28 protein-coding genes are annotated in these 24,891 nt (G+C 69.9%); 6 read left to right on the top strand and 22 right to left on the bottom strand.

The window, feature by feature from the left end:
- Window position 1: 1 nt before the first annotated feature.
- On the bottom strand, window positions 2-1,351 hold the full coding sequence (locus tag DEO23_RS04235) for a 3-oxoacyl-ACP reductase (protein WP_109274708.1): 1,350 nt from the start codon (window positions 1,349-1,351) through the stop codon (window positions 2-4).
- Window positions 1,352-1,379: 28 nt separating this feature from the next.
- Window positions 1,380-2,735, bottom strand: coding sequence for an acetyl-CoA C-acetyltransferase (locus tag DEO23_RS04230; protein ID WP_240613196.1), 1,356 nt, complete (start codon window positions 2,733-2,735; stop codon window positions 1,380-1,382).
- Window positions 2,736-2,836: 101 nt separating this feature from the next.
- On the opposite strand from DEO23_RS04230, the gene DEO23_RS04225 reads away from it, so the two are divergent.
- The 6 genes from DEO23_RS04225 to rbsK all read left to right on the top strand — a co-directional run bounded on the left by DEO23_RS04225 (window position 2,837) and on the right by rbsK (window position 11,549).
- Window positions 2,837-3,499 (top strand): TetR/AcrR family transcriptional regulator, encoded by a 663-nt coding sequence (locus tag DEO23_RS04225; protein WP_240613195.1) that lies wholly within the window; start codon window positions 2,837-2,839, stop codon window positions 3,497-3,499.
- A complete protein-coding gene (locus DEO23_RS04220) occupies window positions 3,496-5,685 on the top strand; it encodes an acyl-CoA dehydrogenase family protein (protein ID WP_109274706.1) in 2,190 nt (729 codons plus the stop codon). The genes DEO23_RS04225 and DEO23_RS04220 overlap by 4 nt, the downstream gene beginning before the upstream one ends.
- Window positions 5,686-5,787: 102 nt before the next feature.
- Complete coding sequence (gene purL / locus DEO23_RS04215) at window positions 5,788-8,142, top strand: phosphoribosylformylglycinamidine synthase subunit PurL (protein WP_109274705.1); 2,355 nt, start codon at window positions 5,788-5,790, stop codon at window positions 8,140-8,142.
- 8 nt (window positions 8,143-8,150) lie between these two features.
- Complete coding sequence (locus tag DEO23_RS04210; RefSeq protein ID WP_205678836.1) at window positions 8,151-9,107, top strand: sugar-binding transcriptional regulator; 957 nt, start codon at window positions 8,151-8,153, stop codon at window positions 9,105-9,107.
- 92 nt (window positions 9,108-9,199) lie between these two features.
- On the top strand, window positions 9,200-10,639 hold the full coding sequence (gene fucP, locus DEO23_RS04205; RefSeq protein ID WP_109274704.1) for an L-fucose:H+ symporter permease: 1,440 nt from the start codon (window positions 9,200-9,202) through the stop codon (window positions 10,637-10,639).
- A 1-nt stretch (window position 10,640) separates the two neighbouring features.
- On the top strand, window positions 10,641-11,549 hold the full coding sequence (gene rbsK, locus DEO23_RS04200; protein WP_109274703.1) for a ribokinase: 909 nt from the start codon (window positions 10,641-10,643) through the stop codon (window positions 11,547-11,549).
- Between the two features lie 133 nt (window positions 11,550-11,682).
- On the opposite strand, the gene rplQ is transcribed toward rbsK, so the two are convergent.
- The 20 genes from rplQ to DEO23_RS04100 form a co-directional block, all read right to left on the bottom strand.
- Window positions 11,683-12,363, bottom strand: coding sequence for a 50S ribosomal protein L17, sunset domain variant (gene rplQ / locus DEO23_RS04195; RefSeq protein WP_109274702.1), 681 nt, complete (start codon window positions 12,361-12,363; stop codon window positions 11,683-11,685).
- 30 nt (window positions 12,364-12,393) lie between these two features.
- Window positions 12,394-13,389: a DNA-directed RNA polymerase subunit alpha gene (locus DEO23_RS04190; RefSeq protein ID WP_109274701.1), complete on the bottom strand. Its 996-nt coding sequence runs from the start codon at window positions 13,387-13,389 to the stop codon at window positions 12,394-12,396.
- 115 nt (window positions 13,390-13,504) lie between these two features.
- Window positions 13,505-13,909 (bottom strand): 30S ribosomal protein S11, encoded by a 405-nt coding sequence (gene rpsK, locus DEO23_RS04185; RefSeq protein WP_109274700.1) that lies wholly within the window; start codon window positions 13,907-13,909, stop codon window positions 13,505-13,507.
- Window positions 13,910-13,995: 86 nt separating this feature from the next.
- Window positions 13,996-14,370, bottom strand: a complete 375-nt coding sequence (gene rpsM / locus DEO23_RS04180) for a 30S ribosomal protein S13 (protein ID WP_109274699.1) — start codon at window positions 14,368-14,370, stop codon at window positions 13,996-13,998.
- A 230-nt stretch (window positions 14,371-14,600) separates the two neighbouring features.
- Window positions 14,601-14,714, bottom strand: a complete 114-nt coding sequence (gene rpmJ / locus DEO23_RS04175) for a 50S ribosomal protein L36 (protein ID WP_087105259.1) — start codon at window positions 14,712-14,714, stop codon at window positions 14,601-14,603.
- Between the two features lie 71 nt (window positions 14,715-14,785).
- Complete coding sequence (infA, locus tag DEO23_RS04170) at window positions 14,786-15,007, bottom strand: translation initiation factor IF-1 (protein ID WP_109274698.1); 222 nt, start codon at window positions 15,005-15,007, stop codon at window positions 14,786-14,788.
- A 195-nt stretch (window positions 15,008-15,202) separates the two neighbouring features.
- Window positions 15,203-16,045, bottom strand: a complete 843-nt coding sequence (map, locus tag DEO23_RS04165; RefSeq protein ID WP_109274697.1) for a type I methionyl aminopeptidase — start codon at window positions 16,043-16,045, stop codon at window positions 15,203-15,205.
- Window positions 16,042-16,692 carry an adenylate kinase gene (locus DEO23_RS04160; protein WP_109274696.1) on the bottom strand — a complete coding sequence of 217 codons (651 nt, stop codon included), beginning with the start codon at window positions 16,690-16,692 and terminating at the stop codon, window positions 16,042-16,044. Before DEO23_RS04160 ends, map begins: the two co-directional genes overlap by 4 nt.
- A complete protein-coding gene (gene secY / locus DEO23_RS04155) occupies window positions 16,689-17,990 on the bottom strand; it encodes a preprotein translocase subunit SecY (protein WP_109274695.1) in 1,302 nt (433 codons plus the stop codon). Before secY ends, DEO23_RS04160 begins: the two co-directional genes overlap by 4 nt.
- 107 nt (window positions 17,991-18,097) lie before the next feature.
- Window positions 18,098-18,556, bottom strand: a complete 459-nt coding sequence (rplO, locus tag DEO23_RS04150) for a 50S ribosomal protein L15 (RefSeq protein ID WP_109274694.1) — start codon at window positions 18,554-18,556, stop codon at window positions 18,098-18,100.
- Window positions 18,557-18,559: 3 nt separating this feature from the next.
- The gene (gene rpmD / locus DEO23_RS04145) at window positions 18,560-18,742 is read right to left on the bottom strand and encodes a 50S ribosomal protein L30 (protein ID WP_165831713.1); all 183 of its coding nucleotides are present in this window, start codon (window positions 18,740-18,742) and stop codon (window positions 18,560-18,562) included.
- Window positions 18,739-19,434, bottom strand: coding sequence for a 30S ribosomal protein S5 (rpsE, locus tag DEO23_RS04140; protein WP_109274692.1), 696 nt, complete (start codon window positions 19,432-19,434; stop codon window positions 18,739-18,741). Before rpsE ends, rpmD begins: the two co-directional genes overlap by 4 nt.
- A 36-nt stretch (window positions 19,435-19,470) precedes the next feature.
- A complete protein-coding gene (gene rplR, locus DEO23_RS04135) occupies window positions 19,471-19,857 on the bottom strand; it encodes a 50S ribosomal protein L18 (protein WP_109274833.1) in 387 nt (128 codons plus the stop codon).
- Between the two features lie 2 nt (window positions 19,858-19,859).
- Entirely contained in the window at window positions 19,860-20,402 is a 543-nt protein-coding gene (gene rplF, locus DEO23_RS04130) for a 50S ribosomal protein L6 (RefSeq protein WP_109274691.1), read from the bottom strand.
- A 21-nt stretch (window positions 20,403-20,423) separates the two neighbouring features.
- A complete protein-coding gene (rpsH, locus tag DEO23_RS04125; protein WP_109274690.1) occupies window positions 20,424-20,822 on the bottom strand; it encodes a 30S ribosomal protein S8 in 399 nt (132 codons plus the stop codon).
- Window positions 20,823-20,898: 76 nt separating this feature from the next.
- Window positions 20,899-21,084: a type Z 30S ribosomal protein S14 gene (locus tag DEO23_RS04120; protein WP_109274689.1), complete on the bottom strand. Its 186-nt coding sequence runs from the start codon at window positions 21,082-21,084 to the stop codon at window positions 20,899-20,901.
- A 1-nt stretch (window position 21,085) separates the two neighbouring features.
- Complete coding sequence (rplE, locus tag DEO23_RS04115; RefSeq protein WP_109274688.1) at window positions 21,086-21,661, bottom strand: 50S ribosomal protein L5; 576 nt, start codon at window positions 21,659-21,661, stop codon at window positions 21,086-21,088.
- Window positions 21,661-22,077 carry a 50S ribosomal protein L24 gene (gene rplX, locus DEO23_RS04110; RefSeq protein WP_109274687.1) on the bottom strand — a complete coding sequence of 139 codons (417 nt, stop codon included), beginning with the start codon at window positions 22,075-22,077 and terminating at the stop codon, window positions 21,661-21,663. The genes rplE and rplX overlap by 1 nt, the downstream gene beginning before the upstream one ends.
- A 1-nt stretch (window position 22,078) precedes the next feature.
- On the bottom strand, window positions 22,079-22,447 hold the full coding sequence (rplN, locus tag DEO23_RS04105) for a 50S ribosomal protein L14 (protein WP_109274686.1): 369 nt from the start codon (window positions 22,445-22,447) through the stop codon (window positions 22,079-22,081).
- Window positions 22,448-22,881: 434 nt separating this feature from the next.
- Entirely contained in the window at window positions 22,882-24,519 is a 1,638-nt protein-coding gene (locus tag DEO23_RS04100) for an MFS transporter (protein ID WP_109274685.1), read from the bottom strand.
- Window positions 24,520-24,891: the final 372 nt, after the last annotated feature.

Here is a 24,891-nt window from a genome sequence, read left to right as displayed (position 1 = left end):
CTCACCTGCCCACCATGTTCTGGCCGCACACGCGCACGGTCTGACCGCGCAGTCCGGCCGCACCGGGCGCGCAGAGGAAGCCGATGGTCTCGGCGACGTCGAGCGGCAGCCCGCCCTGCTGCAGGGAGTTCGCCCGCCGGGCGATCTCGCGCTGGAGCGGGGGGATCCTCCCGGTCATGTCGGTCTCGATGAAGCCGGGGGCGACCGCATTGGCCGTCCCGCGCTCCCCGAGGCGTCGCGCGAGCGCGGCGACCAGCGCCATCACGCCGGCCTTCGAGGTCGCGTAGTTCGCCTGCCCGCGATTGCCGGCGATGCCGCTGGTGGAGGCGAGGGAGACCACGCGCAGATCCTCGGCGAGGACGTCGGCCCCGTCGTCGCCCGCCGAGAGGAGAGCCTCGACGAGGGAGATCTGGCTGGAGATGTTCACGGCGATCACCGCGTCCCAGCGGTCGGCGGTCATGTTGGCGAACATCTTGTCGCGCGTGATCCCGGCGTTCAGCACGAGCACGTCCAGCGTGATGCCGCGCTCGCGCAGGAACGCGATCGTGCGTGCCCCGGCCGCCTCGGAGGTGACGTCGAGCTGGAGCGGGGTCGCGCGCAGCTCGTTGGTGACGCGGCTGAGCTCGCTGCCGGAGGCGGGCACGTCCAGCAGCACGAGCTCGGCGCCCAGGGAGTCCAGGGTGCGGGCGATCGCAGCGCCGATGCCGCGTGCGGCGCCCGTGACCAGCGCCGTCTTACCCTCGAGAGGACGGTCCCACTGCTGCGGACGGCGGCCGGCGTCGGTGGAGACCTCGATCAGCTGACCGTCGACGAACGCGCTGCGTGCCGAGAGCAGGAAGCGCAGGGTGGTCGCGACGCCGGGGGCGGTCAGGGCGACCCCGTCGGCGACCTGGATGCCGTTGGCGGTGCCGCCGCGGCGCATCTCGTGTCCCAGGGTGCGCACGAAGCCCTCGACGCCCCCGCGGGCGGCATCCCGGGCGAGGTCCTCGCCCGTGGCCGGCCGGGAGAGGGTGACGACCCGCGCGCCGGGGGCGAGCGAGCGCATGGCGCCGGCCAGCGGCAGCACGATCTCGCCCAGTTCACGGGGCGCGGAGACCTCGTCGAGGACCACGACGACGGAGCCGACCCGAGGGGTCTCCTCGAAGCGACGGCGCACGTCGGCGCCCCAGTCCAGCAGCAGGGCCGCGACCTCGTCGGCGCCCGCGCTCGAGCCGAGCACGACGACGGGGTCGAGGACCGGCTCCGGCCGGTCCGCCTGGCGCGGGAGCCGCGCCGGATTCGGGAGCCCCGCCTTCTTGACGATCTGTCGTCCCAGGGCTGTGCGGGTGAATCGGGTGTAGGCGTCGGTCATCGAAGCCCTCCTTTCAGGTGTCGTCGTCTCACTTGCCGTCGGACTCGAGCAGGAGCACGCTCCCCTGGCCGCCGGCGGCGCACACGGAGACGAGCCCGCGCTGGACCTTCCCCTTCTGCTTCGCCTGGGCGTGCAACAGCTTGGACAGGGTCGCGACGATGCGCCCGCCGGTGGCGGCGAAGGGGTGCCCGGCGGCGAGCGAGGACCCGGCGATGTTCAGGCGGCTGCGGTCGACGCTTCCGAAGGCGCCCTGGCGCCCCAGGCGCTCGCGCCCGAACTCCTCGGACTCCCATGCTGCGAGCGTCGTCAGGACGGTGGAGGCGAAGGCCTCATGGATCTCGATCAGGTCGAGGTCCTCCAGGCCCAGTCCGTGCGCATCGAGCAGTGCGGGGACGGCGTAGGCGGGGGCCATCAGCAGGCCCTCGTCACCGTGGACGTAGTCGACGGCCGCGATCCGGGTGTCGACGATGCGTGCCAGCGGTGCATGGCCGTTCTCCTCGGCCCACTGACGGCTCGCGACCAGGACGCTCGAGGCGCCGTCGGAGAGCGGGGTCGAGTTGCCCGCGGTCATGGTGGGCTCGGCGATCGCCGGGTTCGAGGTGCCGAAGACGGGCTTGAGCTTCGCGAGCTTCTCCATCGAGCTGTCGGGGCGCAGGTTCTCGTCGCGCCCGAGTCCTCGGTAGCCGGTCACGAGGTCGTCGAGCAGACCTGCCCCGTAGGCGGCGGCGAGATTGCGGTGGCTGGCCAGAGCGAGTTCGTCCTGCGCCTCACGGGTGATACCCCAGTGGGCGTTGGTGACGGCCTGGTGGTCACCCATCGACAGACCCGTGCGCGGCTCGGAGTTGCGCGGGGGCAGCGGCGCGAGGTCTCCCGGGCGCAGACCGGAGATCACCTGGGCCCGCTGCACGGCGGTCCTGGCGCGGGAGAGTCGGTGCAGCAGCCGGCGCAGTCGCACGGACACCTCGATCGGGGCGTCCGAGGCGGAGTCGACGCCGCAGGCCACGCCGGCCTCGATCTGGCCGAGACGGATCCTGTTGCTGACGTGGGTGACGGTCTCCAGGCCGGTCGCGCAGGCCTTGGACATGTCGATCGCGGGCGTCCGGGCGTCCAGCGGCGTGCCCAGCACGCTCTCGCGGGTGAGGTTGAGGTCGCCCGCGAGCTTCAGGACGGCGCCTCCGGCGACCTCGCCGAGCTGGGCTCCCTGCAGACCGAACCGCGCGACCAGGCCCTCGAGCGCGGCGGTCAGCATGTCCTGCTCGGAGACGCCGGCATAGGCGCCGCCCGAGCGGGCGAAGGGCAGGCGGTTGCCACCCAGGACGTAGGCATCGCGCACTGCGGAGGGCACGGTGTACGGGGTGGAGCGGGACGCGGGTGCGTCGGTCACGGGACACCTCTTCGGGTCGTCGGAACGCAGGACGGGGCGGACGGGATCCGACCCGGGAGAGACCTTACATGCAACCGCCGGTACTTGATACCCTCGGTTTCGTGAACGCGAAGACGCCTGGCGCCCCGGAGGCGCTCACCCCCTCCCCCATGAAGGACGCGAGGACGAGCGCTGCCGAGAGCGATGGCCGCACCGCCCGCTGGGCACTGCACCGCGAACGCCGCCGGGCCGAGCTGCTGGACGTCGCCCGCCACCTCATCCACGAGCGCGGACCGGACGTGACCATGGAGGAGATCGCCACCGCCTCCGGCACCTCGAAGTCCATCATCTACCGCTACTTCGCCGACAAGGCGCACCTGCAGCGAGCGCTCGGCCTGCACATCCTCAGCGCGATGCAGAAGCGGCTGACCGAGGAGGTGCGCGGCCTCGCCGCGGCCGGCGACAGCACCACCCCGGTCTCCGCTCAGGAGCATCTGCGGGCGATGATCTCGACCTACGTCGACACCGCGCAGCGCTCGCCCCATGTCTACGCCTTCGTCACCCGCCCCAGCGACGGGCTCAACCACTTCCTGGAATCCGCGACCCGTCTCGCCTCGGCCGCGCTGCCCCGGGACCACCCCGCCCCCGTGCTGTGGGCCTCGGGCGCCGTGGGCTTCGTCGAACGGGCCGTGGACCGCTGGATGCGCGACCCGGATGCTTCGCGTCCGAGCGCCGACGATCTCTCCGACCATCTCGTGACCTGGCTGATGAAGGGAATGCAATGAGCGCCTCGACGCAGAGGACCGACCGCACCACGACCACCGCCGCCCCGGCCTCCGGGGCCGAGGCGATCCCGACCCCGACCGGGCCGGCGCCCACCGCTCCCGTCCCACCGGGCCCCGCCCCGACCGTCCCCGACGGCGACCCGCACCTGGACGTCGACGCCGTCACCCGCGCCCTCCTCGGGCAGTGGGCGGAGACCCGCGACCAGGCGCGCGAGCGTGCGGCCCGGCCCGAGATGCACCGCCCCCTCGACGCGACCGTCGCCGAGCACCGGGCACGGGTCTTCGCGCAGATGCAGACCCTGGCGAAGGAGAACGTCTCCTGGCCGATGCTGCCCGAGCACCTGGGCGGTCCCAACGACAACGGCGCCAACGTCGCGGGCTTCGAGGAGCTCGTCGTCGCCGACCCTTCGCTGCAGATCAAGGCCGGGGTGCAGTGGGGGCTGTTCACCTCGGCGATCCTGCAGCTGGGCACCGAGGAGCACCATCACACGTGGATCCCGGACGCGATGAGCCTGGAGACCCCCGGGGCCTTCGCGATGACCGAGATCGGCCACGGATCCGACGTGCAGTCGCTCGGCACCACGGCGACGTACGACACCGAGGCCGAGGAGTGGGTGATCCACACCCCGTTCCGCGCCGCCACCAAGGACTACCTGGGCAACGCCGCCATCCACGCGCGCGCCGCCACCGTGTTCGCCCGGCTGATCACCCGCGGCGTCGACCACGGCGTGCACTGCTTCTACGTGCCCGTGCGCGACGGTTCCGGGGAGCTGCTGCCGGGCGTGCACAGCGAGGACGACGGCGAGAAGGGCGGGCTGAACGGCATCGACAACGGCCGTCTCGCCTTCGATCACGTCCGGGTGCCGCGCACCAATCTGCTCAACCGCTACGGCGACGTCGCCGCGGACGGCACCTACACCTCGCCGATCGACTCCCCTGGCAGGCGCTTCTTCACCATGCTGGGCACGCTCGTGCAGGGGCGCGTCTCGCTGGACGGCTCGGCGAACCGGGCCAGCCAGCTCGCCCTCACGATCGCGCTGACCTACGCCTCCCAGCGTCGGCAGTTCTCCGCCGCCTCGCCGACGGAGGAGACCGTGCTGCTGGACTACCAGAGCCATCTGTCGCGCCTGCTGCCGAAGCTCGCCGCGACCTACGCGGGCACCTTCGCCCACGAGCAGCTGCTGCAGGCCTTCGACGACGTGTTCTCCGGTCGCGGGGACAACCCCGAGGCCCGCGAGGACCTCGAGACCCTGGCCGCAGCCCTCAAGCCCACCTCCACGAACCTCGCCCTGGACACCATCCAGGAGTGCCGCGAGGCCTGCGGTGGCCAGGGTTTCCTCGCCGAGAACCAGCTGGTCGGCCTGCACCAGGACCTCGACGTGTACGCGACCTTCGAGGGCGACAACACGGTTCTGCTGCAGCTGGTCGCCAAGCGACTGCTGGCCGACTACACCCACGACCTCAAGAGCATCGACCGCGCCGGCATCGGCCGCTTCATCGCGCAGCGGGCCGACGTCCTCGCCCACCGCCACACTCCCTGGGGCCGTCTCGTGCAGACCGCCTCCGACGCGGGCAACGCGCGCCGCTCCTCGGAGACGCTGCGTCAGGCCGAGGTCCAGGAGCACCTGCTCGCCGAGCGGGCACGGGTCAAGGTCGAGGAGGTCGCACTCGCCCTGCGCTCGGCCGGGAAGATGGATCCGGCCACGGCTGCGGCCCTGGTCAACAAGCACCAGGTGGAGATGCTCGACGCGGCGCGCGCTCACGCCGACCTCGTGCGCTGGCGGGCGTTCACGGCCGGCATCGCCCAGATCGAGGACGAGGGATCGCGGCAGATCCTCACCGACGTGCGAGACCTGTTCGGCCTCACGCTCCTGCAGGACGACCTCGCGTGGTACCTGCTCAACGGGCAGCTCTCGACCCAGCGCGGCCGGCAGGTCGCCGTGGACATCAAGCGGCTGCTGTGGCGGCTGCGCCTGCACGTCGCCGATCTCGTCGCCGCCTTCGACGTCCGCCCGGGGCACCTCCGGGCACCGATCGCTCTCGGCGCCGAGAAGGAGCGCCAGGACGAAGCGGCCGCCTACCACCGGGCGCAGCGCGCGTCGGCCGATGCGCCGGTGAGCGAGAAGGCGCTCGCGGCCGAGCGCAAGAAGCAGCAGAAGGCCCAGCGTCCGTCCGGCACCCGCTGACCCGGGGACCGCCCACCGGTCACCCGTGTGGGCGGTCCACCCGCGCCCGTAGACTGATCCGGTCCCCTCCACCGTGCGCGACGAACGGACGCAGACCGAGCGATGAGCCAGCCCAGCACCACCTCCGAGCACCACGACCCGCACGACCCGCTGGACGCGGTCGACTCCCGTTCCGACGTCGACACCGTCGAGGACGCGATCGCCGACCCCGACGCGCAGCAGCCGTACCAGGCGCTGGGGCTGCGGGACGAGGAGTACGCGCGGATCCGCGAGATCCTGGGGCGGCGCCCCACCAACGCCGAGCTCGCCATGTACTCGGTGATGTGGTCCGAGCACTGCTCGTACAAGTCCTCGAAGGTCCACCTGAAGACCTTCGGCGACCACATCACCGAGGAGATGACCGAGCACCTGCTGGTCGGCATGGGCGAGAACGCCGGCGTCGTCGACATCGGCGACGGCTGGGCCGTGACCTTCAAGGTCGAGTCCCACAACCACCCCTCCTACGTCGAGCCCCACCAGGGGGCCGCCACGGGCGTGGGCGGGATCGTGCGCGACATCATCGCCATGGGCGCCCGGCCGGTCGCGGTGATGGATCAGCTGCGCTTCGGCGCGATCGACCACCCGGACACCGCCAGGGTCGTGCACGGCGTGGTCTCCGGCGTCGGCGGTTACGGCAACTCCCTCGGGCTGCCGAACATCGGCGGCGAGACCGTCTTCGACGCCTCGTACCAGACCAATCCCCTGGTCAACGCCCTCGCCGTCGGCGTGCTGCGCCATGAGGACATCCACCTGGCCTCCGCGACGGGCACGGGCAACAAGGTGGTGCTCTTCGGCGCCCGCACCGGCGGCGACGGGATCGGCGGCGCGTCGATCCTGGCCTCGGAGACCTTCGAGGAGGGCGGGCCGCTGAAGCGTCCGAGCGTCCAGGTGGGCGACCCCTTCATGGAGAAGGTGCTCATCGAGTGCTGCCTGGAGCTCTTCCACGGCGGCGTCGTCGAGGGCATCCAGGACCTCGGTGCGGCCGGCATCTCCTGCGCCACCAGCGAGCTCGCCTCCAACGGCGGCTCCGGGATGCACGTGGACCTCGAGAACGTGCTGCTGCGCGATCCGACCCTGAACGCGGGCGAGATCCTGATGAGCGAGTCGCAGGAGCGGATGATGGCCGTGGTCACGCCCGAGAACCTCGAGGCGTTCCTCGCGGTCACCGGGAAGTGGGACGTGGAGACCTCGGTGATCGGCGAGGTCACCGGCGACGGCCGCCTCACCATCGACCACCACGGCACCCGCATCGTCGACGTCGACCCGGTCACCGTGGCCCACGGCGGGCCGACCTACGAGCGCCCCTACGCACGCCCCGACTGGCAGGACGCGCTGCAGGCGGACGCGGCCGAGGCCCTTCCCCGCCCGAGCACGCCCGAGGAGATCACCGCGACCCTCCGGGCCCTGGTCTCCTCCCCGAACCTCGCCTCCTCGCACTGGGTCACCGACCAGTACGACCGCTACGTGGGCGGGCAGACGGCCCTGGCGATGTCCGACGACGCGGGCGTGCTGCGGGTGGACGAGACCACCAACCGCGGGGTCGCGATCGCGACCGACGCCAACGGCCGCTACACCAAGCTCGATCCGCGCACCGGTGCCCGTCTCGCCCTCGCCGAGGCCTACCGGAACGTCGCGACCGTCGGCGCGAGGCCGCTCGCGGTGACCGACTGCCTGAACTTCGGCTCGCCCGAGGATCCGGGGCCCATGTGGCAGCTCGTCGAGGCGATCGGCGGGCTCGCCGAGGCCTGCGAGACCCTGGGCGTCCCCGTCACCGGCGGGAACGTCTCGCTGTACAACTCCACCGGGGAGCCCGGGCGGATCGACTCGGCCATCCACCCGACGCCCGTCGTCGGCGTGCTGGGCGTGATGGAGGACGTCACCGCCCGCACCCCCTCCGGGTGGCACGAGGACGGACTCCGTCTGATCCTGCTGGGGACCACCCGCGAGGAGCTGTCGGGCTCGGCCTGGGCGCAGGTCGCCCACGATCATCTGGGCGGTCTGCCCCCGCAGGTCGACCTCGAGGCGGAGCGGGCTCTCGCAGAGGTGTTGATCACCGCGGGCGCCGGCGGTCTCGCCGCCGCCGCGCACGACCTCTCCGAGGGCGGGCTGGCCCAGGCGCTCGTCGAGGGCTCCGTGCGCTTCGGTGTCGGCGCCGAGGTCTCGCTCGACGGGCTCACGCGTCGCGACGGCGTCGACCTGTTCACCGCCCTGTTCTCCGAGTCCCAGGGCCGCGCACTCGTCGCCGTCGAGGCGGGGAGGGAGCAGGAGCTGCTGGATCTCGCTCGCGAGCACGGCGTGCCCGCCATCGGCGTCGGTTCCACGGGCGGCGCGACTCTCGCCGTCGCGTCCCTCGAGGCCGTCGGTCTCGCCGAGCTGCGGGAGCTGCGCGAGGGGACCCTCCCCCGCCACTTCGGCTGAGGGATGCCGTGAGCCGGGACGAGTCGGGCCTGACCGGCAGGGAGCGCCTGGCCCTGGACGCGGCCAAGCTCGCCCACGGCCAGCGGCTCTCCCAGCAGCAGGTCGCGGACCGGCTGCACGTCTCGCGCCCCCAGGTCTCCAAGCTGCTGGCGACCGCGCGGGAGAAGGGGTTCGTCCGCACGCTCGTCCTCGATCCCCGCGAGTCGGACCGCGAGCTGGTGGGTGCACTGCGCGACCGTTTCGCCCTGGCCGACGTCCGCCTCGTGGTGCCCGCCGGTCGAGGACCGAACGATCGCGACCATGCGCTCGGAGTCGGTGCGGCCGAGATGATCAGCGCCGCCGGGCTCCTCGAGGACCAGGTAATCGGGCTGTGGTGGTCGAGCACCATCCGGGAGACGGCCGAGGCGGCGATCCTCCGGATGCACGAACGCCCGCGGGCCCTCGTGCAACTGGGCGGCTCCGAGGTCGACGGCACCTCGCCGCCGTCCCTCGAGGCCTTCACCGCCCGCGCCGGCGTTCCCGTGGAGCGTTCGCCCTCGCCCCTCGTGCACCGCTCGCTCGAGGAGCGTCTCGCGGCCGAGGAGGATCCCGGAGTGCGCGCGCACGAGACCCTGCGCCGCAGCGCCCGGGTGCTCGTCTTCGGTGCCGAGCTCCCTGATCCGGGCCTCCTCGCGGGTTCGACGTGCGCGTCGAGCGAGGAATGCGTGCAGGTGCGCGAGCGGTCCGTCGGCCGGATCTGCGGACGCTTCATCGACGCGCACGGGCGGGTCGTCGCACCGACGCTGAGCCAGCGCACCGGTGGTCCGACCCTCTCCGAGCTCCGACGCGCACGGTGCACGGTGCTGGTGGCGGGCGGGGAGGCGGTCACCGAGGTGATCCGAGCGGCTCTCGAACGGCGCTACGCGAACCATCTCGTGACCGACGTCGCGACCGCTCGGCGCCTCGCCGACCTCCCGACTCCCTGACCCCGCAACGGATCGGCACATATGTGCCACCCGGTGATTGCGGGCTCCCGGGCATGCCGCCTTCACTGAGGTGTCCGAACAAAGGAGTTGGAATGAGTACCACGCACACCGTCGTGGGCGAGGAGGGTGTCCCGAACACCTCCCGCGGCCTCATCAAGGACCGCGCCCGTCAGCTGAAGGACGGCTACCTCGACCGCACGCCCCTGTTCCAGTTCATTCTGCTGTCGATCTGCTTCCCGATGTGGGGCATGGCGGCGAGCATGAACGACATCCTCATCACGCAGTTCAAGGCCGTGTTCACGCTGTCCGACTTCGCCTCGGCCTTCGTGCAGTCGGCGTTCTACGGGGGCTACTTCCTGGTCGCGATCCCCGCCAGCCGCGTGATCCGCAGGACCAGCTACAAGACGGGCCTGCTGATCGGCCTCAGCGTCTACGTGCTGGGCTGCGTGCTGTTCTTCCCCGCCTCGCAGGTCGCCACCTACTCGGTGTTCCTGTGCTCGCTGTTCGCGATCGCGATCGGGCTGTCCTTCCTCGAGACCTCGGCCAACACCTACTCCTCGATGATCGGCCCCCGCCGCCGTGCCACGCTGCGTCTTAACATCTCGCAGACCTTCACCGCCTTCGGCTTCCTGGGCGGCGCGCTGCTGGGCAAGTTCCTCGTGTTCACCGACGGCGACGCCCTGCACGAGCGCGTCGCAGACGCCTCCTCGCAGGCCGAGCGCGTGGCGATCACCTCCGAGGCGCTGGGGCGCACCCTGGCCCCGTACAAGGTGATCCTGGTTCTGCTGCTGGTGCTCGTGGTGCTCATCGCGATCACCCAGTACCCGCACTCCAAGCCCCTGCGCACCGACGCCACGGAGCAGAAGGCCTCGATCGGCGAGACGCTCTCCTACCTGCTGCGCAACCGGATCTTCTGCGCGGGCATCGTCACCCAGTTCCTCTACGTCGGCATGCAGACGGCGCTGTGGTCCTTCACCATCCGTCTCGCCCTGGTCCTGGACGACGGGTTGAACGAGAAGGAGGCCGCCTCCTACCTGATCGCTGCCTTCATCGCCTTCTTCGTCGGAAAGTTCGTGGCGAACCTGCTGATGACCCGCGTCGACGAGGACCTCGTGCTCGTCGTCTACTCCGCGCTGGGGATGGCGACGATCCTGTACGTGGTCGCAGCGCCGAACTTCACGTCCGTCTACGCGGCGATCGTCGCCTCGGCCCTGCTGGGCCCGTGCTGGGCGACGATCTTCGCCCGCAACCTCGACGTCATCGAGGACAAGCGCTTCACCGAGACCGGCGGCGCGATCATCGTCATGTCGATCATCGGCGGTGCCGTGATCCCCGCTCTGCAGGGGCTGATCTCGGATGCGACGGGGTCGATGCGCTTCAGCTTCATCGTCAACCTGTTCTGCTTCGCCGCGATCCTGGTCTACTTCCTGGTGCTGCGCCGTCGCGTCGGCGGCGAGCGGGAGCTCAGCGCCTCGGCGGCCACGGCCGACGCCCCGGGCTCCGACCGGGCCCCGTCCCCCGAGGAGCGCTGAGATGGGTGCCGACGGACCACGGGTGGGCCCCATCGCCGTCATCGGCTCGAACATGGTCGACCTGATCTCGTACATCCATCGCATGCCCGGCGAGGGCGAGACGGTCGAGGCACCCGACTTCCGCATGGGCTGCGGAGGGAAGGGCGCGAACCAGGCGGTCGCTGCGGCACGCCTGGGCTCGGAGGTGGTGATGGTGACGCGGGTCGGCGACGACGTCTTCGCCGACACCACCCTGCGGAACTTCGCGGACAACGGGATCGACACCGAGCACGTGCTGCGCACCAGGGCCTCCTCGGGCGTCGCGCCCATCTTCGTGGACCCCGAGTCCAGGAACTCGATCCTCATCATCAAGGGCGCCAACGCCCTGCTCACTCCGCAGGACGTGGAGGCGGCGCGGCCGGCCGTCGCCCGCTGCGAGCTGATCGTGCTGCAGCTCGAGATCCCTCTGGAGACCGTCCGCGCGGCGATGGACCTGGGGCGGGAGCTGGGGATCCCGGTGCTGCTGAACCCGGCACCGGCCTCCCCCGACCTGGACATCGCCCAGCTCCGCTCGGTGGATTTCCTGGTCCCCAACGAGTCCGAGCTCGAGCTGCTCACGGGGATGCCCGTGGATGACCTCGAGGACGTCCGCCGCGCCGCCGAGGTGCTGCTGGAGGCCGGGGTCCACGACGTCATCGTCACCCTCGGCGCGCGGGGCGCGCTGTGGGTGCACGAGGGTGGACAGGAGCTCATCGAGGCACCGCGCGTGCAGGCGGTGGACACCACAGGGGCCGGGGACGCGTTCATCGGCTGCTTCGCCACCAGCTGGGTGCGCACGCGCGACATCGCCGCGGCGATCCGTGCGGGGACGGCCTATGCGGCCGACTCGGTGACGCGTCAGGGCACCCAGTCCTCCTACGCCCGCGCCTGAACCCCACCCGTGCCGGGGATCTCGGCGCGCCGCGGGACCGGCGCCCCGAGACCACAGGTGGCACCGACGACGAAGGGCCCGCCGAGCGATGCTCGGCGGGCCCTTCGTTCTGTCACCGGGGAGGTGGGGAGGCTCAGGCCTCCTCGGACTCCTCGTCGGCGTTCTTCACCGCGTTGACGAAGCCGGCCTTCTCGGCGGCCTCGGGGGTGCGGAACCAGACCTCGGCGACCGTGCGGCCGTACCAGGGCGAATCCGGGGCGTGGAACTTCATGGAGTCCTCGTTGCCCTTGATGTCGAAGCCCTCGGGCGGGTTCTCCCCGCGGAAGGAGTCCTCGCCGTAGGGGGCCTCGGCGGCCTCCGAGGACGCGGCCTCGGCCGCGGGGGCCTCGGACTCGGCCTTGGCGGCGCCGCGGGCGGCACCCTCGGCCTCCTTCACGACCTCCTGCTTGGGCGAGTACGCCTCGGAGACGATCTCGATGACCGCCATCGGGGCGTTGTCGCCCTTGCGGGGGCCGACCTTGGTGATGCGGGTGTAGCCACCGGGACGCTCCGCGAGCGTCGGGGCGATCTCCTCGAAGAGCGTGTGCACGACGCCGCGGTCGCGGACGGTGCGCATGACGCGACGGCGCGAGGCCAGGTCGCCCTTCTTCGCGAAGGTCACGAGGCGCTCGGCGACGGGGCGCAGCCGCTTCGCCTTGGTCTCGGTGGTGGTGATGGACTTGTGACGGAACAGCTCGGTCGCGAGGTTCGCGAGGATCATCCGCTCGTGGGCGGGCGATCCACCGAGGCGCGCACCCTTGGTGGGAGCAGGCATGGTCGTTCTCCTAGATCAAGAAACGGAAGGTCAGTACTGGTCGCCGTAGTCGTCGTCGTAGGTCGCGATGGCCGAGGGGTCGAATCCGGCCGGCGAGTCCTTGAGCGACAGACCGAGGTCGGCGAGCTTCGCCTTGACCTCGTCGATGGACTTCTGCCCGAAGTTGCGGATGTCCAGCAGATCGGCCTCGGAGCGGGAGGTGAGCTCACCGACGGTGTGCACGCCCTCGCGCATGAGGCAGTTGTACGAGCGGACCGTGAGGTTCAGGTCGCTGATCGGCAGGGCCAGGTCCTGCGCGAGCGCCTGATCGGTCGGCGACGGGCCGATCTCGATGCCCTCGGCCTCGTTGTTCAGCTCGTGAGCGAGGCCGAACAGCTCGACCAGGGTCTTCCCGGCCGACGCGATGGCATCGCGCGGCGAGATGGCCGGCTTGGTCTCGACGTCCACGATCAGACGATCGAAGTCGGTGCGCTGCTCGACACGGGTCGCCTCGACCTTGTAGGTCACCTTGAGCACGGGCGAGTAGATCGAGTCGACCGGCACGCGGCCGATCTCGGCGTCCACGCCCTTGTTCTGCGCGGCGGAGACGTAGCCGCGGCCGCGCTCGACGACCAGCTCGATCTCCAGGCGGCCCTTGCCGGCGAGGGTCGCGATGTGCAGATCCGGGTTGTGGATCTCCACGCCTGCGGGCGGGGTGATGTCGGCGGCGGTCACGTCGCCCTCACCCTCCTTGCGCAGGTACATCACGACCGGCTCGTCGTTCTCCGAGGAGACGACCAGGCCCTTGATGTTCAGGATGACCTCGGTGATGTCCTCCTTGACCCCGGGGACGGTGCTGAACTCGTGCAGCACGCCGTCGATGCGGATCGAGGTGACCGCGGCTCCAGGGATCGAGGACAGGAGGGTGCGGCGCAGCGAGTTGCCGAGCGTGTAGCCGAACCCGGGCTCGAGCGGCTCGATGACGAACCGAGAGCGATTCTCCGACACGACCTCTTCGGTCAGCGTGGGGCGCTGTGCAATGAGCACGGTGTGTCCTTTCTGCGAGCGTCCGCCATATGACGCTCATGAGGGGTGGGTGACCACGGGTCGCCGCCCCGGCCGTCTCCCGAGGTGGGAAGACCGGGTCGGCGACTGCTGCATCTCAGACGCGACGACGCTTGGGGGGACGGGTGCCGTTGTGGGCCTGGGGGGTGACGTCCTGGATCGAGCCGACCTCGAGGCCGGTCGCGGTGAGCGAACGGATCGCGGTCTCGCGGCCCGAGCCGGGGCCCTTGACGAACACGTCGACCTTCTTCAGCCCGTGCTCCTGCGCGCGGCGGGCAGCGGCCTCGGCGGCCATCTGCGCGGCGTAGGGCGTGGACTTGCGCGAGCCCTTGAAGCCGACCTGGCCCGCGGAGGCCCAGGAGATCACGGCACCGGTGGGATCGGTGATGGAGACGATGGTGTTGTTGAACGTGCTCTTGATGTGAGCCTGACCGTTCACGATGTTCTTGTTGGACTTGCGACGCGGCTTGCGCGCCGCCGCCTGGCGGGTCTTCGTAGCCATGAGGCGGAGCTCCTCGGTTCAGTTCAGATGATCGGTGCACCGTGCGGGGACGGCGCGGAGTTGCTGCAGGGCGCGGTGCCCGTGGATCAGCGGGACTTCTTCTTGCCGGCCACGGTGCGCTTGGGGCCCTTGCGGGTGCGCGCGTTGGTCTTGGTGCGCTGTCCGTGCACGGGCAGGCCACGGCGGTGGCGCAGGCCCTGGTAGCTGCCGATCTCGACCTTCCGGCGGATGTCCGCAGCAACCTCGCGACGCAGGTCGCCCTCGTGCTGGTAGTTCGCCTCGATGTGGTCACGCAGCTTGACGAGGTCCTCGTCGCTGAGGTCGCGCACTCGGGTGCTCGGCTCCACGCCGGTGGCGGCGAGGGTCTCGAGGGCGCGGGTGCGCCCGATGCCGAAGATGTACGTCAGGGCGACCTCGACGCGCTTTTCGCGCGGCAGGTCGACACCAACAAGACGTGCCATGGTGCAGTTCTCCTACTGTCTCGGAGGCCTGAGACGACACCTCGCACGTCACGTGCGCCGCAGCCTCCGCCTGCGGGTGACCGACGGGATCTCTCCTCGCCGGTGGTGTCGGCTCTTCTGTTGTGTCGGGGCTGTGCCCCCGTGCCCGGCGGACCGGGCTGCCTGCGACGGGACCCTCGGTCCCCTCACGGGCGCGGCTGCTCGCGCGGCCAGATCGGTACGGGACCTGATCAGCCCTGGCGCTGCTTGTGCCGCGGGTTCTTGCAGATGACCATGACCACGCTGTGGCGACGGATCACCTTGCAGCTGTCACAGATCGGCTTGACGCTCGGCTTGACCTTCATGACTTCCTTCTCGCTGGTTCAGGGGCACAGGGCCCCGCCGACGACCGCGCTCGGGTGCGCGGCGCCGGAGATCACTTGTAGCGGTAGACGATGCGGCCCTTGTCGAGGTCATAGGGGCTGAGCTCGACGACCACGCGGTCCTCGGGCAGGATCCGGATGTAATGCTGACGCATCTTCCCGGAGATGTGCGCAAGCACCTTGTGCCCGTTGTCCAGCTCGACCCGGAAACGCGCATTGGCGAGCGCCTCCTTGACCGTGCCTTCGACCTCGATCACGCCGTCCTTCTTGGCCATGCCTCCCCTATCTCCTCGCCGCCGCGGGTGCGGGGCGGGGTCTCGCGTCGGTCTCCGAGCGCACCGCGCCATCGCCGGACGGGCCGGGAGAACGGGGATACGCCTGGGTGCGCCCGAACGCGAACGGAGCACACCCGATCGACCATCCTACCGTCGAAGCATCGCCAGGCCGAGGCCGATGGGCAATGACCCCCGTCACGCCGAGGCCGGGTCGGGCGCGGCCGCGACCCCGCGGGCCGCGAGCTCCGCGGCGCCGGCGTCGGATGCGGTCAGGACGACCAGGCCCTCGTCGGTGACGGCGACGGAGTGCTCGACGTGCGCGGCGCGTCCTCCGCCCGTCGCGCGGACGGTCCAGTCGTCGGCGAGCATCTCCCACTCCCCCGATCCCTGGATCAGCATCGGCTCGATCGCCAGGCACATCCCCGGCACGATCTTCGGGCCGCGGTCGCGGGTGCGGAAGTTCATCACGTCGGGCGGCTGGTGCATGGCGCTGCCGATGCCGTGGCCGCCGAACTCCTCGAGGTGGAAGAGCTCGCCCGGGGCGGCTGCCTCGACGTAGTCCTCGATGGCCCCGCCGACCTCCCCCACGCGACGGGCGTCGGCAAGGGCGGCGATTCCCTGCCACATGGCTTCACGGGTGACGTCCACGAGGCGCTCGTCCGCAGCGGACCGGAAGTCACCGACCACGTGCGTGCGGGCGGCGTCGGAGTGCCAGCCCTCGAGGATGCAGCCGCCGTCGATCGAGACCAGATCGCCCTCGTCGAGGGTGTGGTCGCCCGGGATGCCGTGGACGACCACGTCGTTCACGCTGATGCACACGGTGGCCGGGTACCCCATGTACCCCTTGAAGTTCGGGGTCGCTCCCTCGTCGCGGATCATCTCCTCGGCGAGGCGGTCGAGTTCCGCGGTGGTGACGCCGGGCCGGATCCGTTCGGCCAGCATGTCGTGGACCCGGCTCAGCAGCAGTCCGCCCGCGCGCATCAGCGCGATCTGCTCAGGGGTCTTGAGCTCGACGCGCTCGCGGCGCAGTCGGCTCATCGGGCGCCGAGGACGGCCAGCAGCTCGTCGGTGACCTCGTCGATGCCGAGCATGCCGTTGACGCGGTGCAGCAGCCCGCGACGCTCGTACACGTCGACCAGAGGGGTGGTCTGCTCGGCGTAGACCTCGAGACGGTGACGGATGGTCTCCTCGGTGTCGTCGCTGCGGCCCTCCGCGGCGCCGCGCTCCAGCAGACGCTGGATCACGGCGTCGTAGTCGACCTCGAGCATCAGCACCGCGTCGACGGCGGAGTCCGAGCCGGCCAGGATCTCGTCGAGCGCGGTGACCTGGTCGAGGGTGCGGGGGTACCCGTCGAGCAGGAAGCCCTCCCGCGCATCGTCCTCGGCCAGCCGGTCCCGCACCATGTCGTTGGTGACGGAGTCGGGGACGTACTCGCCGGCGTCCATGTAGGACTTCGCGAGCGTCCCGAGCTCGGTCTGCTCGGAGACGTTGCGGCGGAAGATGTCCCCGGTCGAGATCGCCGGGATGCCCAGGGCCTCGGTGATGCGGCTCGCCTGGGTCCCCTTGCCCGCACCGGGCGCACCGATGATCAGCAGGCGACGGGCGCCGGCCGCGGGGGCGTCACCGCCCGTTGCGTCCCGGGAGGGGACGTCGGCGGACGGGGCGTCCTGAGGCTGATCGGTCATCGGAGGATCCCTTCGTAGTGGTGCTGCTGCAGCTTCGCGTCGACCTGCTTCACGGTGTCGAGGCCGACACCGATGATGATCAGCAGCGACGCGCCGCCGAGCGGGAAGTTCTGGTTCGCGCCCAGGTAGACGAGGGCGAACAGCGGGATCAGGGAGATCACCGCGAGGTAGATCGCGCCCGGCGTCTGCACACGGTTGATGACGTACTGCAGGTAGCGCTCGGTGGGCTTGCCGGCGCGCACGCCGGGGACGAAGCCGCCGTACTTCTTCATGTTGTCGGCGATCTCCTCCGCGTTGAAGGTGATCGAGACGTAGAAGAAGGCGAAGAACACGATCAGGCTGACGTACACGACCGCGTAGATCCAGGAGAAGCTCGAGCCCATCACGAGGTGGGCGTTGACCCACTTGACCCATCCGGCCGAGGGATCGCCGAAGGAGGCGATCAGCTGGGGAAGGGCCAGGATCGAGCTCGAGAAGATCACCGGGATGACGCCGGCCTGGTTGACCTTCACGGGGATGTACGTCGAGGTGCCGCCGTACATGCGACGGCCCACCATGCGCTTGGCGTACTGCACGGGGATGCGCCGCTGGGACTGCTCGACGAAGACCACGCCGACCATGATCACCAGGGCGACCAGCACGATCAGGCTGAAGGTCATCCACCCCTGGAGCTGCCAGATCTGCCCCATCGAGGAGGGGAAGGCGGCGGCGATCGAGGTGAAGATGAGCAGCGACATGCCGTTGCCGATGCCGCGCTCGGTGATGAGCTCGCCCATCCACATGATGATCACGGTGCCCACGGTCATCGTCAGCACCATCAGGACGAGGGCGGTGATGGCCTGGTCGGGGATCACCTGGAGGTTGCAGCCCTGGAAGAAGCTGCCCGTGCGGACCATCGTGATGATGGTGGTGGCCTGCAGGACCGCGAGGCCGATCGTCAGGTACCGCGTGTACTGGGTGAGCTTGGCGGTGCCCGCCTGGCCCTCCTTGTGCAGCTCCTCGAAGCGCGGGATCACCACGCGCAGGAGCTGGATGATGATCGAGGCCGTGATGTAGGGCATCACGCCCAGGGAGAACACCGACATCTGCAGCAGGGCACCGCCGGAGAACAGGTTGACCATCCCCAGCACGCTGCCGCTGCCCGACTGGGCCTGCTGGGCGCAAGCGGTGACGTTGGTGTAGTCGAACCCGGGGGTGGGGATGAAGACGCCGAGGCGGTAGACCGCCAGGAGAGCGAGGGTGAAGAGGATCTTCGCCCGCAGCTCGGGTGTGCGCAACGCTCGGACGAACGCGTTCACGTGACTCCCTTCTCAGGGGCCCGCGGGAAGGGCCCGGACATGCCGACAGGGCACCGCAGGAAGGCTATTTCTCCCTGCGGCGCCCCGTCAAAGAAGCGCGAGCGCGCTCACGCGGTGCGGGCAGTGCCGCCCGCCGCGGTGATCTTCTGCTCCGCCGAGGCGGAGAACTTCTGCGCGGTGATGTCGAGCTTGACGCTCACATCGCCGGTCCCCAGCACCTTGACGGGCTGGTTCTTGCGCACCGCACCCTTGGCGACGAGGTCCTCGACCGTGACCGTGCCGCCCTCGGGGAACAGCTCGGAGAGGGCCGACAGGTTCACGACCTGGTACTCGACGCGGAAGGGGTTGGTGAAGCCGCGCAGCTTCGGAAGCCGCATGTGCAGAGGGATCGCACCGCCCTCGAAGCCTGCGGGCACCTGGTAACGGGCCTTCGTGCCCTTGGTGCCACGACCGGCGGTCTTACCCTTGGATGCCTCACCACGGCCGACGCGGGTGCGCGCGGTCTTGGCACCGGGCGCGGGGCGCAGGTCGTGGAGCTTCAGAGGGTTCTGGTTGGAGTCAGTCATGTGTCAGTCCACCTCTTCGACCGTCACCAGGTGGGTGACGGAGCGGATCATGCCGCGGATCTCGGGGCGGTCTTCCTTCACCACCGTGTCACCGATGCGCTTGAGGCCGAGGCCGCGCAGGGTGGCACGCTGGTTCTGGTTCTCGCCGATGACGGATCGCGCCTGGGTCACCTTCAGCTGCATCACGCACCCACCTTCTCGGAGGCCTTGGCCTCACGAGCGGCGGCACGACCGGCGGCCTGCGCACGCAGCAGGGGCGCCGGGACGACGTCCTCGACCGGGAGGCCACGACGGGCCGCGACGGCCTCGGGCTCCTCGAGCTGCTTGAGCGCGTCGATGGTCGCACGCACGATGTTGATCTGGTTGCTCGATCCGAGCGACTTCGAGAGCACGTCGTTGACGCCCGCGCACTCGAGGACGGCGCGGACCGGACCGCCGGCGATCACACCGGTACCGGGAGCCGCGGGGCGCAGCAGGACGGTGCCCGCTGCGTCGTGGCCCTGGACGGTGTGCACGACGGTGCCCTGGATGCGCGGGACGCGGAAGAAGTTCTTCTTCGCCTCCTCGACACCCTTGGAGATCGCCGAGGGGACCTCCTTGGCCTTGCCGTAGCCGACGCCGACGGTTCCGTCGCCGTCACCCACCACCACGAGGGCGGTGAAGGAGAAACGACGGCCGCCCTTGACGACCTTCGAGACGCGGTTGATGCTCACGACGCGCTCGAGGAAGGCGGACTTCTCCGCTTCCTGCTGGCGACCGCGGCCCTCGCCGCGACGGCCGCCACGACCGCGGTCGTTGCCGCCGCGCTGATCCGTGTTGGAGTTCTCGCCCCGCCGGCCGGAGGCCGCGGGACCGCTGCTTCGCTGCTGTGCAGCCATATCAGTTCCTCTTCTCGTCCTGTGTCCGGGGGGCGATCACAGTGCCAGGCCGGCCTCGCGCGCACCGTCAGCGACGGCGGCCACGCGGCCGTGGTACTTGTTGCCACCGCGGTCGAAGACGACCGCGTCGATGCCGGCGGCCTTGGCACGCTCGGCGACGAGGGTCCCGACGGTGCGGGCCTTGTCCGACTTCGTGCCCTCTGCTCCGCGCAGGTCCTGCTCCATGGTGGAGGCCGATGCCAGGGTGAGACCCTTGGCGTCGTCGACGACCTGGACGAACATGTGGCGCTGCGAGCGGGTGACCACCAGGCGGGGACGCTCGGCGCTGCCGACGATGCGGCGACGCACGCGCAGGTGGCGACGGCCGCGCGAGCGCAGCCGGCTGCCGCGGGCACCGCTGGTGTGCTTCTCTGCGTAACCCATGATCACTTACCAGCCTTTCCGGCCTTGCGCAGCACGACCTCGTCCGCGTAGCGCACGCCCTTGCCCTTGTAGGGCTCGGGCGGACGGATACCGCGGATCTTCGCAGCGACCTGTCCCACCTGCTGCTTGTCGATGCCGGACACCGAGAACTTGGTGGGCGACTCGACCGCGAAGGAGATCCCCTGCGGGGCCTTCACGATGACGGGGTGGGAGAAGCCGAGCGCGAACTCGAGGTCGGTGCCCTTCGCGGTCACACGGTAGCCCGTGCCCACGATCTCCAGCTTCTTCTCGTAGCCCTCGGTCACGCCGAGGAGGATGTTGTTGACGAGCGTGCGGGTGAGCCCGTGCAGCGCACGGTTCTCCTGCTCGTCGTCGGGACGACGGACGACGATCTCGCCGGCGTCGTTGCGCTCGATGGTCAGGGGCTCAGGCACGGTGTGCGAGAGCTCGCCCTTGGGGCCCGTCGCCGTGACGGTGCGGCCATCGATGCTGACGTTCTGGACGGCTGCCGGCACGGGGACCGGTCGGAATCCGATGCGGGACATTTCGGTGTGCTCCTCTCCCGCTCACCAGATGTAGGCGAGGACTTCCCCGCCCACACCCTTCTTGGCAGCCTGCTTGTCGGTCAGGAGGCCGGAGGACGTGGACAGGATCGCCACGCCCAGGCCGCCGAGGACCTTGGGCAGATTGGTGGACTTGGCGTACACGCGAAGGCCGGGCTTCGAGATGCGGCGCACGCCGGAGATGGCGCGCTCGCGGCTCTGGCCGTACTTCAGCTCGAGGACGAGGTTCTTACCCACCTCGGCCTCTTCCTCGTGCCAGCCGAGGATGTACCCCTCGGTCTTCAGCATGTTCGCGATGCCGCTCTTCAGCTTCGAGTACGGCATGGTGACGGTGTCGTGGTACGCGCCGGAGGCGTTCCTGATCCGCGTCAGCATGTCCGCGATCGGGTCGGTCATGGTCATGTCTCAGTGCTTCTTCCTCACCTGGTTTCCCGCGACGGCGCCGTGGCGCTCGATGCAGGACCTGTGGTGATAGTCCTTACCAGCTGCTCTTCGTGACGCCGGGCAGCTCACCGCGGTGAGCCATGTCGCGCAGGCACACGCGGCAGAGCCCGAACTTGCGGTAGACCGAGTGCGGACGACCGCACCGCTGGCACCGGGTGTACGCGCGCACGCCGAACTTCGGCTTGCGCTCCTGCTTCTTGATCAGCGCTGTCTTTGCCATGTCAGTTCTCCTTGAAGGGGAAGCCGAGCAGCTTGAGCAGGGCGCGTCCCTCGTCGTCGGTCTTCGCGGTGGTCACGACCGTGATGTCCATACCGCGGACCCGGTCGATCTCGTCCTGGTCGATCTCGTGGAACATGACCTGCTCCGTGAGACCGAAGGTGTAGTTGCCGCTGCCGTCGAACTGCTTCGGCGACAGTCCGCGGAAGTCACGGATGCGCGGAAGAGCGGTGGACAGCAGACGGTCCAGGAACTCCCACATGCGGTTGCCACGCAGCGTCACGTGGGCGCCGATCGGCATGCCCTCACGCAGCTTGAACTGCGCGATCGACTTGCGGGCCTTGGTGACCTGGGGCTTCTGACCGGTGATGGTGGCGAGATCGCGGATCGCGCCGTCGATCACCTTGGAGTCGCGAGCGGCGTCGCCGACTCCCATGTTCACGACTATCTTCGTCAGCGACGGGACCAGCATGACGTTCTCGTAGCCGAACTGCTCGGTGAGCTGCGGCTTGATCGTCTCGCTGTACGTGCTCTTCAGGCGCGGGCTGGGCGCCTGGGTGGTCGTGTCGACGGTGGTCATCAGATGTCCTTCCCGGAGCGCTTGGAGTAGCGCACGCGGACCTGCTTGGTGCGGCCGTTCTCGAGCTCGACGCTCTCGACGCGGTACCCGACCTTGGTGGGACGGTTGTCCTCGGGGTCGACGAGCGCCACGTTCGAGACGTGGATCGGCGCCTCGCGCTGCTCGATGCCGCCCGCGCCGCCCTGCTGGGTCGGACGCAGGTGACGGGTGCGCCGGTTGACGCCCTCGACGAGCACGCGCTGGGTGTCGGTGAACACCTCGAGCACGCGGCCCTGCTTGCCCTTGTCTCCCGGCTCCAGCGTGGCGCGCTCGGCCTTCTCACGCCGCGTGTTGCGGGCGTCGATGGCTGCGGCGTCGCTGGTGCGGCCGGTGATGACCTGGACCAGGTCACCCTTCTTGATCTTCATGCCTGCCATGTCACAGCACCTCCGGCGCCAGCGAGATGATCTTCATGAACCGCTTGTCGCGCAGCTCGCGGCCCACGGGGCCGAAGATGCGCGTACCACGCGGCTCGCCGTCGGTCTTCAGAATGACCGCGGCGTTCTCATCGAAACGGATGTAGGACCCGTCGGCGCGACGGCGCTCCTTGGAGGTGCGCACGACGACAGCCTTGACGACGTCGCCCTTCTTGACGTTGCCACCGGGGATGGCGTCCTTGACGGTCGCCACGATGGTGTCGCCGATGCTTGCGTAACGGCGACCGGAGCCACCGAGAACGCGGATGCAGAGAATCTCCTTCGCACCCGTGTTGTCGGCGACCTTCAGTCGCGACTCCTGCTGAATCACTCAGTACTCCTGTCGTCTCGCCGGTTCTCGCCCACCCGAGGACGGGAGCGCCAGCCTTGCGGAACGGATATGGACCATTGCCCGCTCTCCGGCCACGGGGCCGGGTCGCGGCGCGGAGCGCGGCGGGCATCAAAAAACCCTCCGGCGGACTCGGTCACACCTGGGGCTCACGGGGAGCCGGTGGTGTGCGGTCTCCGACGGGGGATGGACGCTGCGGTCCGCATCCTCCGTGCGCACCCGAGGGCGCGCACGAGATCAGCAACTGTTCAAGTGTAGGCGCTGGACCGCCCTCGGCGGAAGGCCTGGGCGCCCAGCACGCTGTGGCCTTGCTCATGGACGGGCGCCCGCGCCCTCCCGCGCAGACACGGAGCGGCGGCGTGGGGCGGGATCACCGCCGCCACGCCGCCGCTGCGTCGGGCGTCAGATCGTGGGCGTCACGAGCGCACGTCGGCGGGGTCTGAGCCCGCACCGCCGCCCTCCCCCACGCCGCGGTCGCCGTCCGAGGGGAGCCCCGCACCGGGGACGTCGAGGGCGTCCTCGATCTCGGCCTCCATCTCGGGGTCGACCACGATCGGCATCTCCGAGGTGTTCAGCAGCGGGTTGGAGTCCTGGTGCGCGACCAGCTCACGCGCCTCCTGCTCGGTCTCGACCGAGGGGAAGGAGCCCAGCAGCGGGCGCTTCGCACTCTCCCGCATGAAGATCACGGCGATCCCGGCCAGCAGTCCGAAGAACATGATCCACAGCGCCGGCATGTAGCTGTTGCCGGTCCACTCGATCAGCGTCTGGGAGACCACCGGGGTGGTGCCGCCGAACAGCGAGACGGAGATGTTGTAGGCGATGCCCATCGCGCCGTAGCGGGCGGCCGTCGGGAACAGCGCCGGCAGCGCCGCGGCCGAGGGACCGATGAACATCGCCACCGGCATCGCCACGATCACCATCGCCACCTGGATCTCCAGGAAGGCGCTCTGGTGCATCAGCCAGAACGCGGGGAGCATCAGCAGGATCGAGGCCAGCGAGCCCGCGAAGTACACCGCGCGGCGACCGAAGCGGTCCGACGCCTTCCCGGCGATCGGGATCATCACGCACAGGATGAGCAGAGCGGGGATCGTGGTCGCCGCGCTGGTCATCTCGTTGTAGCCGAACTGCGTGCCCAGGTAGGTGGGCATGTAGCTGGTGAGCGCGTAGCCGGCGGTGTTGGTCGCCGCCACGATCGCCACGGCGATCAGGAGCTCGCGCCAGTGGTACCTGATGATGCCGAAGGGCCCCTTGCGCGCATGCAGCGACCCGGCATCCTCGCTCGCCGATGCGCCGTTCGCCTCGGCCTCCTGCTCGGCCTCGGTGGCCTCGAAGGCGGGGGTCTCAGGGATGCGGGCACGGAACCAGATGGCGACCGCGCCGAGCGGGATCGCGAGCAGGAACGGCACGCGCCATCCCCACTGCTCCATCGTGTCGGGGCCCCAGACCTGCGAGGTGATCAGGTGGGTCAGCGCGACGCTGCCGGCACCGAGGGCGAAGCCCAGGTACGAGCCGACGTCGAGCATCGAGGCGTAGAAGCCGCGCTTGCGGTCCGGGGAGTACTCCGAGACGTAGGTGGTCGCTCCCGCGTACTCGCCGCCCGTGGAGAAGCCCTGGAGGAGCTTCAGTGCGTAGAGCAGGAACGCCGCCCAGACGCCGATGTCGGCGACGGTGGGCAGGACGCCGATGAGAGCGGTGGCCAGAGCCATCATCGCCATCGTGAAGAACAGGACCTTCTGTCGGCCGATCTTGTCGCCGAGCGGGCCCAGCACGAGGCCGCCTAGCGGGCGCACCAGGAAGCTCACGGCGAAGCCGAGCAGGGTCAGGATGTTGTCGAGGGCCTCGCTGCCGGTGTTGAAGAACAGCTGCGAGAGCATCAGGGTCATGTATCCGTAGACCCCGAAGTCGAACCACTCCATGATGTTGCCGACGACGGTGCCGCCGATGGCCGTGCGCATCTTCGAGGTCTTCACGACCAGGACGTCATCGACCTCGAGGCGGGGCTCGACGGGCTTGCGTCCGCGTGGTGGGCGACCGGGACGCCGTGATGCGGGCATGGGGGACGACTCTGGTGAGGACATGGGCCTGCCTTGATAGGGCTTCGTACCGAGGGGCCGACGAGCGGCGCTTCCTGCCTCGTGCCTCCGTCACGCGGGAGCGGCACACGGCCGCGGGACCGCGGAGGGGCGATCACGACGAACCAGGAAAGCAGGTTTCAGCGCCGTTGTCAGATCCATGACCTGCTCGAATGCCACGAACTGGGCGTTGACCTGTGCAGACGGTGATGTCTCACAGGGCGTGTCGGGCTTCACGATCTGCACCGTCCCGACCTGCATCCAGGGACCGTCGTGAGGACGTTACGGGGCCGTAGCGGAGCCCCCGCGCGAGACCGGTAGGGCACCCGCTCGAAAGGGACCCCGGACACGGAC

The organism is Brachybacterium endophyticum (genome assembly GCF_003130585.1).
Taxonomy (GTDB): Bacteria; Actinomycetota; Actinomycetes; order Actinomycetales; family Dermabacteraceae; genus Brachybacterium; species Brachybacterium endophyticum.
The sequence above is the reverse complement of the archived record's forward strand: the minus strand, read 5'-3'. Positions and strand labels throughout refer to the sequence as shown.